The organism is Mycobacterium sp. NGS66 (assembly GCF_059812225.1).
In genome coordinates this window covers 40346-53253 of the sequence record NZ_JCALCG010000003.1, presented here as the reverse complement: position 1 = coordinate 53253, position 12908 = coordinate 40346, and the positions used below count along the sequence as shown (strand labels likewise).

Sequence of the window (12908 nt, the reverse complement as noted above, 5' to 3'; positions counted from 1 at the left end):
TCAGCTGGCGGTCGCCTTCGAGCTGGCCACCGCGTCCAGGACCGCCACGGTGGACTCGCGGCTGCCCACGGTGATCCGCGCGGCGCCGTCGGCGTAGCACCGAACGTGCAGTCCGCCGTCGGCGAATACCTGACTCCACGGCCGCTGTCGCCCACCGCGGCAAGGCAGGTACAGGAAGTTCGCGTGCGCGTCGGGCGTGTATATCCCCATCGCGCTCAACCGCCGCCGCAGATAGCGGCGTTCGGCGGTGATGGCCCGAACCCGTTGCAGCAGCTGATCTTCGGCATCATAGGAGGCCGCGACGGCGAGCAAGCTGGTGATCGCGATGCCGAACGGCAACTGCTGTGCCCACAGAGTTTTGGCCAGCCCCGCGGACGCCAGGCCGTATCCGATTCGCAGGCCGGCCAATCCGTATGCCTTGGAAAACGTCCGCACCACCACCACGTTGGGGAAGTAGGCGGTGAGCCCCGATACGTCGATCCGGTGCTGCGGGGCGGCGAATTCGATATATGCCTCGTCGAGCAGGACGACGGTGTCGTCAGGTACCCGGCGCAGAAACCGGACAATCTCGGCCGTCGGCTCCAGCGTGCCGGTCGGGTTATGCGGCCGGCACACCACCACCACGCGAGCGTGCGCGGCGGCTTCGGCCAGGCCGTCGAGATCGTTGTGGCCGTACTTGTCCAGCGGTACCGTCACCGGGTTCAGGCGCGCCATGTTCGCGATGATCGGGTATCCGTCGAACGTCGGCGAGGCCATGGCGATCGCGTCGCCCGGGGTGGTCAGCGCCTGCAGCGCTTGCAGCACCACGCCGGTCGCACCGGCGCCGAGCACCACCTGGCCCGACGGCAGGCCGACCCGCCCGGCGATCAAGCGGCGCAGGCGATCGGGCAGAAACTCCGGATACCGATTGGCCGCATCGATCGAGCGATACAGCGCCGAGCGCACAGCGGGAAGCGGCGGGTAAGGATTCTCGTTGAGCGACAACGCAAACGGATCGATTGCGTCGGGAAGCGCGTCACCCACCTCGGCGGCGACGGGACTGGCAAAGGCCGCCATCACTCGCGTCCGCCCCAGCGCACCGCCGCCGCGCCGGCGAAGTCACCGGCGTGCGCGAAGGCCGCCATCAGGACCAGGTCGCCGTTTTTGACCTGCCCGTCGGATATCGCGTGGTCCAGGTTGACCGGGATGCCGGCACCGAAGAGGTTGCCGCACTGATCAAAGGTGTCGAAGTGTCTCGATTTGGGCAGCTCCAGCGCTTCGCGCCAGTTGCGCAGAAACACCCGGTTCGGCTGGTTGGTGACCAGCAGGTCGACGTCCTTGGCCGCCACGCCGATTCGGTCGCAGACCGCCAGCGCCACCTCGGGGACCTGCCGGTTGCCGCGAGCCAGCACCTTGGTGATCTTGCTTTCCGTGAAGCCGATGCTGCCCTCGCCGAGTCCGGCCGCCCACCACTTGCGTGGCGGGTCGTACGAGAGCGTCATCTCACCGGCGTACTCGCCATAGGTGCGGCACTCGACGTCCAGAATGGGCGACTGATCGGACAACGTGACCAGGCCCACCGCGGCCCCGTCACCGGGCACTGCGGACTGCGCCTTGCGGCGAACGGTCGGCTGATCGAAGAACTGCCCGGCCGCATTCTGGGCGATGGCGATCAGCGCGGTGCGCCCTTCGCCCGACGACAGCAGCTTACGAGCCACGTTGAGCGCCAACACGAATGCCGCGCATCCGCCGTTGTTCAGGTCGAGCACCCACGAGGGCCGCAGACCCAGCCGGTGGGCGATGCCGCCACCCTCGCCGTAGAAGGCCATGTCCGGCACCTGGGTGTGGGTGATCAGCACGTCGACGGCCTCGATGAAGTCGTGGCCATGCCGTTCGATCAAGCCCTGTGCTGCCCGCTCGACCATGTCGATCGCGGTCTCGTCCGGCGCGACGTGATGGCGGAACTTCGGTGCGCGGAACATGAGATTGTCACGCAGATCATCGGTTTCGGCGAATTGCGCGTAATACTCCGCGCCGATCGGTTCGCCCGGCAGATACGTGGAAACGTCGATCAGACTGACGTTGCTCATGTCGTTCCTCAGCTCATCCACTTCGGCGTCACCGGCAGCCCGTTGCGGTGGCGGTACTCGGCGATGGCCTTGAGATTCTTCAGCTCCAGCAGGTGACCGGCGCCGAACATGTCCCAGAAGTCGCCGACCCAAACCGGTCGCCCGGGCGGGGCGGTCTCGGGATACGGGTTTTCGTCGTAGAACGGGTGATGGCAATTGGTCCACAGCACAACCGAACCCGGCTTGTCGAGGACCACCTGGGCGTCGACGACGCGCATCAGATAGATCATCCACAAGTGCTTGCCCTGATCCCATGCGCAGTGGTAGTCGACGGTCCGGGCCTGCTCGTTGGCGATGGTGCGGGTGTAGATCTTGGTTTCCGTACCGAGCCGGTCGTAGGCCAGCCACAAACCGGGTTCGTCGGTGGTGGTGAATCCGCGCAGGCTGTAGGTCCACTCCTCGAGGCTGCGGGTGTCGGCCATGTACTGGTACAGCTCGTCGGGCGGACACTCGATGTAATCGTTGACGGTGCAGTACTTTCCGAATACCTCGTCGTGCGGATACACCGACCGCATCATCTCCATGATGATCGGGGTGGCCTTTTGCCTGGGGCTGGTCTCGATGCGGACCACGCCGTCGATGGGGGTTGGAATGTCCTCAAGCGCTGGCAGTGACATCGGTTCGGTTCTCCTTAACGGTGGTAATCGTTTCCTTGACTTTGAGAAATGGTGCGAAAGGCGGGATTTCGTCGGCCGCACATTCGACGCTGATCACCGCCGGGCCGTCGATGTCCAGTACCGCACGCAGCGCGGCGGCGAAGCCGTCGACGTCGCCGACGTCGACGGCGGCCAGGCCCGGAAACATCGCCGCCAGACCGGCACCCAGGCGGCTGGGCCGAAATCGGTTGTAACTGTAGAGATCGTCGTAAAAAAGTTGCTCACGGGTGACGCACATGGCGTGGGCGTTGTTGTTCAGCAAGACGAAGGTCACCGGAAGCCGGTAGTGGACCGCGGTGTGCACCTCCATGCCGTGCATGAAAAACGCGCCGTCGCCGGCGATCACGACGGTGCGCCCGGGCCCGCGCCCAGTGCTGGGGCGTCCGAACGCCATCCCGATTCCGGCGCCGAAGCTGTAGCCCATGCCCCCCATGCCAAGCGCGACCGCAAACCTGCCGCCGCGCCGCGCCGGCAGGTAGTGGATTGCCGCCGCGCCGGTGTTGCCCGCATCGACCACCACGTCTGTCCCGTCGGGCAGGGCGCCGTCGAGCACCGCCATGATGTCGCGGTACCGCACCCCGGGCCCGGAGTACGGCGGCGGCGCCAGCTCGGTGCGCCGCACCGCGTCGGGCACCCGCACACCGGTTGGCCGTCCACGGCCGGACAACGCCTGGATCAACATCCGCAGCGACCCGCGCAAGTCGTCGGTGTGCACATGGGTGCACGAAACGTATGGCGACGCTGAGCCGATCGAGACGGTTCGCACTTTCGACAGCGCGTCGTCGAGGCCGGTGCGCGCGGTCACCGGCAACCGCGTGCCCACCACGAGGCACACCGCGCTGCCGGCCACCGCGTCGATCACACCGGGGTGGCCCATGACACCGGTAACGCCCAGCGCCGACGACGACCCCAGACCAGGGGTGCCCGCGGTGTCCTTGGCGTCGGGGACGGTGGCCACCCGCGCCCGCAACACCGCGCGCAGCTCCTCGAGCTCGGCGCGGGCGTCGTCGCGGGCCACCTGCTCACCCACGATGACGGTCACCGGACCGTTGGCATCACGCAGCGCTCCGACAATCGGATGCGGATTGCCGATGGGTCGCGGCTGCTGGGTGGCGTACCCATTGCGGTCCCCGATTTCGACCTGCCCCTGCTGAATGTCTTTGGGCAGCAACAACACTGCGGGCCCACCAGCGCGGGCTGCCGCGATGCCCCGGGCTAGCGCCGAAAAGATGCCGTCCGGCGTCAGCACTCGTTCACACGACACCGAAACCGCAGAAAACAGCTGCTCGGCATTCAGGGATCCGTTGCGCCCGCTGGTGTCCTGGAAGCTGCCCAGGCCGTCCATCGCAGCGGGGGCTTGGCCGACCAATGCCAGCACCGGAACCCGGCTTGCCAGCGACTCGCCCAGTCCTGCAACCAGATTCAGGGCGCCACCACCGGAGGTGGCCGCCACTACTCCTAGCCCGGAACCTGGTCCGGCGCCGCTGCGGCTGTATCCGTCGGCCATCGTGGCGGCGGAGAACTCGTGCTTGGCCAGCACCGCGGTGATGCCGGGCCGGAAATGCGCCGCGTCGTACAGATCCTCGATGTTGGCGCCGTCCACACCGAAGATGTGGTCGACGCCGAGTGCGGCGAGCCGGTCGACGATGTAGTCGACCACCCGGTACTGCCCTGGCATGTCATGGTCACGACATGCGCGGGCGTTGAGTTCACCTCACTTCAGGAATTACAGCGAACGCTGCAGCAGGACGTGACCGTCGTCCGCGGAAACAATTTGGACCGCGGCGATCTGGTCCACCGGCATGGAAATGCTGCCCGCGGGCGTCGCGGTGTGCCCGGGGTCGGCCACCCAAGTGGCCAGCCGGGTCTGGCTGCCGTCGCGCCCGACCACGACCATCGCCAGCGTGTCGTGGTGAGCGGTCAGCGGTGCCAGGCACACGCAGCGCAGGTTGATGAATGTGCCCCAATGCTCCGGGGTAACGGAGACCGTGGACGCCAGCAGTTTGGTGCCGACCTGCGCCATCGGCTGGGCGGACGCGGTCACCTGCGGGGCAGGGGCCGTCGAATGACCCTGGATCCCGACGAACACGCCGATTGCCAGCACCGCGGCGGCCGCGGCCGAGGCCACCCAGGTCGTGATGCGGGCGCGCCGGCGCCGCCAGCGGACCTTTTCCAGCAACGTCGGCAACAACTGCGGCGACATCTCGGGTGTCGCGAACGCAGTCCCCGCGGTGCCGCCGGATTCGGATATGGCGGCCACGTCGGCGCGGTCGAGCTGCGACAGCAGGGCAGGTACGCCACTGAGCTCGGCGACGGCCTCGCGGCACGTCGGGCACTGAGTCAGGTGCGACTCGAATTCACGGCGTTCAGCGGCGGAAAGTGACCCCAGCACATAAGCGGCGTCCCACGTCGCGTACCGGTCCTCGTCCATGGCCAGATCGCGTATGTCTTTGTCACCGGGCGTGTCACCCGGCGGGCCGATTCCCCGTAGCGGCATCCTCATGTCGTTTCTCCCGTCACCCTCAAGTATTCGGAACCGATGGCCAGCCGGATGGGCCCGAAATCCCGGAGAAATTCGGCCGTCATCGGGTTACTCCAAGTTCTTGCAGAGTGAGCCGCAATGCCCGTACCGCATAGTGTAATCGCGACTTCACTGTTCCTTCCGCGATTCCGAGGTCGGTAGCTATCTGTGCGGTGGTCCAGCCGCGGTAGTAGGACCGCTCGATAACGGCCCGATGGTCGGCCGACAACTGGGCCATCGCGTCGCCGATCAGCATCCGGTCCAGCGCGGCGTTCACCTCGTCCGGCGTGGACCGTTCGGGCGCGCCGTCCTCGTCGGTCGAACCGACGACGTTGCGGAACCGGGCGCTGCGCCGGTCGTCGATGATCATGTTGCGCGCCACGGTGAACAGCCACGCGCGTGCCGGGCGTTCGGAGTCGCCGATGACTTCCGGATGCTGCCACGCCCGCAACAGCGTCTCCTGGACCACATCTTCCGCTTGGCTCGCATCGCCGGTCAGCCGTAGCGCGTAACGCCACAACACCGCTGCATGCTCGTCGTAGAGCGCCTTCATGAGAGCGGCCTCTGCAGCCCCGGACGCGCCCCGAGCACCGGCCACCCGAGCCACTCGATCACCTCCCACCTCGGGATACGAGCCCAGTGGGTGTTTAGTTCACGGGAAGGGTCAGGATGCGCGGGCCGCTTTCGGTCGCCGCCACCGTGTGCTCCCAATGTGCCGCGCGCGATCCGTCGGCGGTGGTGACCGTCCACTCGTCGTCGAGCACCACGGTCTTGCCGGTTCCCAAGGTCAGCATCGGCTCGATGGCCAGCACCGAACCGGCGGCCAACAGCGGACCGCGCCCGGGCTGGCCCTCGTTCGGCAGGAACGGGTCCATGTGCATCTGCCTGCCGATGCCGTGGCCGCCGTACCCTTCTACGATCCCGAACGCGCGTCCGTAGCGAGTCTCGGCCGCTCGCGTGCCCAGCTCGATGGCGTGCGCGACGTCGGTCAGCCGATTCCCGATCACCATCGCCGCGATTCCGGCTTCCAAGGACTCTCTGGTCGCCTGCGAGAGTGCTTCGCCGGCCGGGTCGACGACCCCGATGCCGAACGTGACCGCGGCGTCGCCATGCCAGCCGTCCAGTACCGCGCCGCAGTCGATGGAGACCAGGTCACCGGCGGCCAGGATTTCGGCGGCCGATGGGATGCCGTGGACCACGCGGTCGTTCACCGATGCACAGATCGACGCCGGGTAGCCGTGGTAGCCCAGGAACGACGGGGTGGCGCCGGCTTCGCGGATCACCGACTCCGCGATTTCGTCGAGGTGCAGCGTCGAGACCCCGACGGCAGCGGCGGCTTGGACGGCGTTTAGGGCGACGGCGACGACGGCGCCGGCCGCGGCCATCGCGTCGAGTTCGCCGGCACTGCGCTGCGGCACGACCCTGCGACTTCGCAGTCGTGCCAACGCGCTCATCGTTACTTCCCCGATGCGGTTATTTCCCAAGCGCGTGCAACGCGCGGGCGAAGACCTCGTCGAGACTTCCGACGGCATCGACGGTCTTCAGCTGGCTGCGGTAGTACTCCAGCAGCGGCGCGGTTTCGTCGCGGTAGACCTTCATCCGGTTGTGGATGACCTCTTCGGTGTCGTCGGCGCGGCCGCGCCCTTTGAGGCGCTGCAACAGCTCTTCCTCCGACACCCGGAACTCCACTACCGCATCGATGTCGGTGCCGCGTCGTTCGAGCATTTCGTGCAGCGCCTTGGCTTGCTCGACCGAGCGCGGATACCCGTCCAGGATGAACCCCTTGGCCGTGTCGGGATTGTTCAGCCGGTCGTCGACGAGCTGGTTGGTCAGGTCGGAGGGCACTAGGTCACCGGCGTCCAGGTAGCGCTTGGCCTCGAGGCCCAGCTTGGTGCCGTTCTCGATGTTTTGCCGGAACAGTTCGCCAGTGGAGATCTGCGGGATCCCGAGCTTCTCGGCGAGCTTCTGGGCTTGCGTTCCCTTGCCCGCTCCCGGCGGTCCCAGCAAAACAACTCTCACTTGAGGAACCCTTCGTAGTTGCGCTGCATGAGCTGACTCTCTATCTGTTTGACCGTATCCAATCCGACACCGATCATGATCAGAACGGCCGTTCCACCGAAGGGTAGGTTCTGGACCCCTCCGCTGGCGCCGATCTGAAGGAACAGATTAGGCAGCACGGCAATCACGCCGAGGTAGATCGAACCCGGCAGGGTAATCCGGCTCAGTACATAGCGCAGGTAGTCGGCGGTCGGCCGGCCCGGCCGGATGCCCGGGATGAAGCCGCCGAACTTCTTCATTTCGTCGGCTCGTTCGTCGGGATTGAAGGTGACCGACACGTAGAAGTAGGTGAAGAAGATGATGAGCCCGAAGTAGATGGTGATGTAGACCGGGTCGCTCGGGTCGGACAGGTAGGTGCTGACGAATTTGTCCCACCAGCTGTTGGCCGCCCGGGGGTTGCCGCCGCTGCGCACCAGCTGGGTGATCAGATGCGGGATATAGATCAGTGAGGACGCGAAGATCACCGGGATCACACCGGCCTGGTTGACCTTGAGGGGCAGATACGTGGAGGTGCCGCCGTACATGCGCCGGCCCACCATGCGCTTGGCGTACTGCACCGGGATGCGGCGCTGGCCCTGCTCGACGAACACCACCCCGACGATGATGATCAGCGCGGCCACGCAGACGGCCGAGAAGATGACACCGCCGCGGCTGTCCAGGATCTGCTGGCCTTCGGGGTAAATGCGGGCCGCGATGCCGACGAAGATCAGCAGCGACATGCCGTTGCCGATGCCTCGCTCGGTGACCAGCTCGCCCATCCACATCACCAGTCCAGCGCCGGCCGTCATCACCAGCACAATGACGACCAGGGTGAAGATGCTCTGGTCGGAGATGATGTCACCCTGACAGCCCTGCAGCAGCCCGCCGTTGGCGGCCAGCGCCACGATGCTGGTGGCCTGCAAGATGGCCAGCGCGATCGCCAGGTAGCGGGTGTACTGCGTCATCTTGGCCTGGCCGGCCTGTCCTTCTTTTTTCAGTTCTTCGAATCGCGGGATCACCACGGTCAGCAGCTGCACGATGATGCTGGCCGTGATGTAGGGCATTACTCCCACCGCGAACACCGTGAGCTTCAGTAGCGCGCCGCCGGAGAACAGGTTGATCAGTGAGTACATCTGGCCGGCCTGGCCGCCCTCGGCCTGCTTGACGCATTCGTTCACGACCTTGAAGTCGACGCCTGGCGACGGGAGCGACGCGCCGACCCGATATAGCAGCACTATGCCCAGCGTGAACAGGATCTTCCGTCTCAAGTCGACTGTCCGCAGCGACGAGATGAAAGCCGAAAGCACTCTTCCTCCTGCGCAGCCGGGGGTCATCCTGAGTTACGCGCCCAACACCCGCAGGTCAGGACGTACGGCGTAAACCGTGTACGAGACTAACAGCTGGTCCGGACTGACCGGTTCAGGGCCGCCGGGAGCCGGCGGAAACGGGTAGGGTTTCGGCTAGCTCATTACATTTGCTAAATAAGCGTGGCTCGTCGAGAAGGAACTCACATGACACGCGCCGAATCCCCGCGATCCCCTGGAGACAGCTGGGACCTGGCCTCCAGTGTCGGTGCCACGGCAACCATGGTTGCCGCCGCTCGAGCGCTGGCCAGCGCGGAGCCCGACGCGATCATCGACGACCCGTTCGCCGCGCCACTGGTACGTGCGGTCGGCCTCGACTTCTTCACCCGCATGGTCGACGGCCGGCTCAGCCCGCCCGAGGACTATCCCGACGCCGAACGCGACTTGCAGTTCGAGACCGACTCGATGGCGGTGCGGACCCGTTTCTTCGACGAGTTCTTCCTGGACGCCGCGGGTGCGGGTGTTCGCCAGTTCGTGATTCTGGCCGCCGGCCTCGACGCCCGGGCCTACCGGCTCTCGTGGCCCCGGGGCAGTGTGGTTTATGAGGTGGACCAGCCCAAGGTCGTGGAGTTCAAAACCGCAACCATGTCCGCCCTGGGTGCCATCCCCATGGCACATCGGAAGACGGTCGCCATCGACCTGCGTGACGATTGGCCGACGGCCTTGCGCCGCAACGGGTTCGAGGAGAAAATGCCCACCGCCTGGAGTGCCGAGGGACTGCTGATGTACCTTCCGCCGCAAGCCCAGGACCAATTGTTCGACCACATCACCGAGCTCAGCGCCCCTGGCAGCAGACTGGCCACCGAATATCACCCCGACGGCAGCGCCACGGTCTCGCAACGTGCGCAGGAATTCAACCAGCGATGGGTCAACCTGGGCTGCGACATCGACCTGTCTGGGCTGTTCTATGACGGCGAACGCAGCAACGTCCTTGACTACCTGAGCAATCAGGGCTGGCAAGTCGCCACCCGGCCACGGCGAGAGATGTTCGCCGACTACGGCCGCGCTTACCCGGACGACGAAGCAGCGGCGGCGCAGTTCCGCAACATCACCACCGTCGTCGCAGACCGCTAGTCCTCTTCGGTCGCGCTGCAGGCCAGGCTGAAGGCGTAGAGATCGAAGCTGTGCGGTAGCGGCCTACCCGGGTTCAAGCGGGTTCCGGAGCAATTGGTCGCGCCCGCGTCGATCAGGTGGGCCAGCACGGCCTGCCCGAGCAACACCGACAGATTGGCGCCCGGGCAGCCCTGCGGGCCGTGGCTGAAGAAGTTGTACGACCAGTCATCACCGGCGTCTCCGCTCACCCATTCGCCAGGCGAGAACTTGTCCGCGTACGGGATGCGGTCGCGGTTGCGGTGATTGAACACGTTGTAGATCAGCACCTGCTGGCCTTCCGGCAGCACGGCGCCGTTGGGAAACTCGACGTCCCGGGTGGTCACCCGGCCGAACAGCTGGGTGGTCGGCCACAGCCGCATCGTCTCGAACAGACAACCGGCCAGGTAGTCGAGCTTGGCGATGCCGGCCGCCGAGCCGATGTCGGCGCCGGCCATCTCGTGCTTCACCTCATGCAGCTGCTCACCGTGGGACGACAGCACACCCAAGGTGCGAAACGTGTTGGCGGCCAGCGTATCTCCCATCGCGAACAACCAGTGCACCAGCTGGCTAGCGGGCGGCACCCCGGGATCTGGAGCCTGCGGGATCAGCGCGGCGAGGCTGTCCGCTTCCGGTTCAGCCAAGTAGGTTTCGATGCGGGAGATGAACTCGTCGTAACGCGGTGCGGGTTCACCGGGCATGCGATTGCCGGCCGACATCAGTTCGCCCAAAAGATCTGTCAGCTCGGTGTCGTCGGCGGCGGCCGCACCGAACACCACGCGCCGGGTCATGCGCTGTACGGCTGCGTTGAAGTTCGGCCAGCGGATGGTTTCGGTGACGAGCTCGGCAGCGGTGTCCGCCGCGATGTCGACGAATGGCTGGGCGAGCCGATGCACGGGCTTGTCAGTGTCGAGTACCGCCTCGGCGAACTTGCGCCGCTCGTGCCACTGCTGACCACGCGAAATCGTCAGCGCCTCAGGCTGAAACGCCGCCATCCCCTTGCGCTTGGCGTCCGGATCCGACGCGAACGGGTCCGGCGAGCCGCCGAGCACGAAGCGGAGGTCGTCGGGATCGTGGACCAACAGCGCCTCGTCGCGCGCGACGCGGACGTAGAACGGTCCCGGCCCGTAGCTGCGCACCATCCCCTCCACCAGTCGGTAGCCGAGATAGTCAGCGGCCACCATCGAGGCGATCCGGGTGGGCACTTCCCGTTTGCTGAACAGCCCGAGGATGATGTTGGGAGCGCCGATCTGGGCCGTGAATCGCAGGCCCTCCAGGACGGACGCGTGCGGAAAGTCAGCCACCGCCTTACCCCCAGGGCAGGTAGGCACGGACGGAGTCGGCGACACGCAGCACGGGATGCTTCTTGCCCTCCACGGCTGCACCCAGCTTCGGCCACGGCGCAAAGATCCGCTCCACATCGCCGATCACCGGCTCCAGCTCCGGATAATGGCGCAACAGCACATCTTTCATGGTCGTATGGTTCACCCAGTCGTATCCGGTCTGGGTGTAAACCTCGGGGCGGAAGTCGTTGGTGAAGAACCGGTCGCTCTTCAGCCGCCGCGACGCCATCAGGATAAAGATGCGAAATGCGGTGTCGGAGAAGCCGAATCCCTTCGGTGGCTGCTCGGCCTGCATGCCGATCTGCAGATCGACGGAATCCACGTCGCCGTGGTAGATCTCGTTGATTTCCGCGGCCCATACCTTGTTGGGGGTGATCTCGTCGATGGTCTTGCGACGCGGCATCCGCAGAGCTTCGCGGAAGTCGTTGTAACGCGGCACGCCCCGTTCCCGGTCGCGCACGATGTCCAGCGTGGCCAGGTCCGTGATCTGCCCGTCGACGCGGGTCAGCCGGCGCAGCGCGTTCGGGTAGTTGTGCAGGCAAACCGCGCCCGCACTGGCCAGCCCGAACGAATACCACATGTCGCCCATCTCCATGCGGTCCATGAAGTCGCGCGTGAAACGCCCTTGCAGCTCGGTGAAGTCGCGCTTTTCCAGGTGCTCCCCGGTCTCGAGCGAGAAGAAGTTCCAGTCGTCGGGAATCAGCGGGTGCATGCGGTAGACCGAGACGAACTCCTCGGTCAGCGAGAACGGTGCACTGTGGTGATCGGTCGACGATCCGATGATGCCGGACAACGCCTCACTGTCGCCGATCCGGCCGATCCGGTCTTTGAACGTCTCGCCGAGAGCCCCGAACCAGTTGGCGTTCATCCCGATTTGCAGCGCGGGGTGACGCAGCACGCAGGTCGTCCACTCGATGGTGTGGATCTTGGCGATCAGCGCCGAGACCACCAGCACACCCAACTCGAACAGGCGCTGATCGTCGAAGCTGGGATACGCCTTTTTCAAGGCGTCACACACGGCGTTGTGCTCGCGGGCGAACAGGGTGTGCAGGATGCCCACACCGACCCACCAGTTCTCCCGCATGCCGGTCAGGTCGATACCGGGGATATCGCTCTTCGGCAGCCTGCCGTCGTCGCCGACCTTGATCTTGCCGTCGACGAAGGTGCGCACTTCCGCTTGGCGTTCCTTGCCACTGCCGTAGATCTGCGACCCGTCCCACCAATGGGTTTCGACGTTGCCGAACACCGGCGCCGGACAGCCGTCCAGGATTTCCCCGTGAGTCGGGATGGTGCAACGGATTCGCATCGGGTTCTCGGGGAAGTCGTCACCTTTGCGGAGCGGGATGTCGATCGTCTTGTCCGGCACCCCGTCACCGTGGAAGAACCAGTTGTGGTTTTCGAACTGCAGCCAAGCCGCGGCCAGGGCGTTGATGATGCCGGCGGGCTTGAACTCGTCGCGCGCCATCAGGCGCCGGCTGATCAGCCGCGGGTCGGGATCGAGGATCCGCTTGGTGTCGGTGACGGTCTTGGCCAGCGGGACATTGCGTCCGAAGCCCGATCCCTTGGAGCCCATCCACGGATCGGACAAATCGTTGAATGTGCCGTCCGGAGTGCGCGCCCGCTTGACTTCTTCGGTCGGTTCGCCGAGGTCGTCTTTGGGCCGAATGCCCTCGCCTTCGAACAGGTTGTGGTTGCGCAAGTCGTCGCGCAGGCCGGCCAGCGCTCGCAGTTGCAGAACCAGCGACGGATGCTCATACCATTGACGACTCAATTTGACCACCGTTTCCTAG

Annotated in this window: 12 protein-coding genes; 1 reads left to right on the top strand and 11 read right to left on the bottom strand. The window is 65.7% G+C overall.

Annotated elements, in window-relative coordinates; genetic code table 11:
* The 9 genes from AC5Y2L_RS08035 to secY form a co-directional block, all read right to left on the bottom strand.
* Positions 1–1056, bottom strand: coding sequence for a pyridoxal phosphate-dependent aminotransferase (locus tag AC5Y2L_RS08035; protein ID WP_499933762.1), 1056 nt, complete (start codon positions 1054–1056; stop codon positions 1–3).
* Positions 1056–2069, bottom strand: a complete 1014-nt coding sequence (locus tag AC5Y2L_RS08030; RefSeq protein ID WP_499933763.1) for a 3-oxoacyl-ACP synthase III family protein — start codon at positions 2067–2069, stop codon at positions 1056–1058. The genes AC5Y2L_RS08035 and AC5Y2L_RS08030 overlap by 1 nt, the downstream gene beginning before the upstream one ends.
* 8 nt (positions 2070–2077) lie before the next feature.
* Complete coding sequence (locus tag AC5Y2L_RS08025) at positions 2078–2725, bottom strand: SRPBCC family protein (RefSeq protein WP_499933765.1); 648 nt, start codon at positions 2723–2725, stop codon at positions 2078–2080.
* Positions 2706–4442, bottom strand: coding sequence for a thiamine pyrophosphate-binding protein (locus AC5Y2L_RS08020; protein ID WP_499933766.1), 1737 nt, complete (start codon positions 4440–4442; stop codon positions 2706–2708). The genes AC5Y2L_RS08025 and AC5Y2L_RS08020 overlap by 20 nt, the downstream gene beginning before the upstream one ends.
* 48 nt (positions 4443–4490) lie before the next feature.
* Entirely contained in the window at positions 4491–5267 is a 777-nt protein-coding gene (locus AC5Y2L_RS08015; RefSeq protein ID WP_499933767.1) for an anti-sigma factor family protein, read from the bottom strand.
* Positions 5268–5346: 79 nt separating this feature from the next.
* A complete protein-coding gene (locus AC5Y2L_RS08010) occupies positions 5347–5892 on the bottom strand; it encodes a sigma-70 family RNA polymerase sigma factor (RefSeq protein WP_499933769.1) in 546 nt (181 codons plus the stop codon).
* Between the two features lie 40 nt (positions 5893–5932).
* The gene (gene map, locus AC5Y2L_RS08005) at positions 5933–6739 is read right to left on the bottom strand and encodes a type I methionyl aminopeptidase (protein WP_499933770.1); all 807 of its coding nucleotides are present in this window, start codon (positions 6737–6739) and stop codon (positions 5933–5935) included.
* Positions 6740–6758: 19 nt separating this feature from the next.
* Positions 6759–7304 (bottom strand): adenylate kinase, encoded by a 546-nt coding sequence (locus AC5Y2L_RS08000; RefSeq protein ID WP_499933772.1) that lies wholly within the window; start codon positions 7302–7304, stop codon positions 6759–6761.
* Positions 7301–8629 carry a preprotein translocase subunit SecY gene (gene secY / locus AC5Y2L_RS07995; RefSeq protein ID WP_499933773.1) on the bottom strand — a complete coding sequence of 443 codons (1329 nt, stop codon included), beginning with the start codon at positions 8627–8629 and terminating at the stop codon, positions 7301–7303. Before secY ends, AC5Y2L_RS08000 begins: the two co-directional genes overlap by 4 nt.
* A gap of 204 nt (positions 8630–8833) precedes the next feature.
* On the opposite strand from secY, the gene AC5Y2L_RS07990 reads away from it, so the two are divergent.
* Entirely contained in the window at positions 8834–9760 is a 927-nt protein-coding gene (locus AC5Y2L_RS07990) for an SAM-dependent methyltransferase (RefSeq protein WP_499933774.1), read from the top strand.
* Here AC5Y2L_RS07990 and AC5Y2L_RS07985 read toward each other — a convergent pair.
* Both AC5Y2L_RS07985 and AC5Y2L_RS07980 read right to left on the bottom strand, forming a co-directional pair.
* On the bottom strand, positions 9757–11079 hold the full coding sequence (locus AC5Y2L_RS07985) for a cytochrome P450 (protein ID WP_499933775.1): 1323 nt from the start codon (positions 11077–11079) through the stop codon (positions 9757–9759). The genes AC5Y2L_RS07990 and AC5Y2L_RS07985 overlap by 4 nt on opposite strands.
* A gap of 4 nt (positions 11080–11083) precedes the next feature.
* Positions 11084–12889, bottom strand: a complete 1806-nt coding sequence (locus AC5Y2L_RS07980) for a peroxidase family protein (protein WP_499933776.1) — start codon at positions 12887–12889, stop codon at positions 11084–11086.
* Positions 12890–12908: the final 19 nt, after the last annotated feature.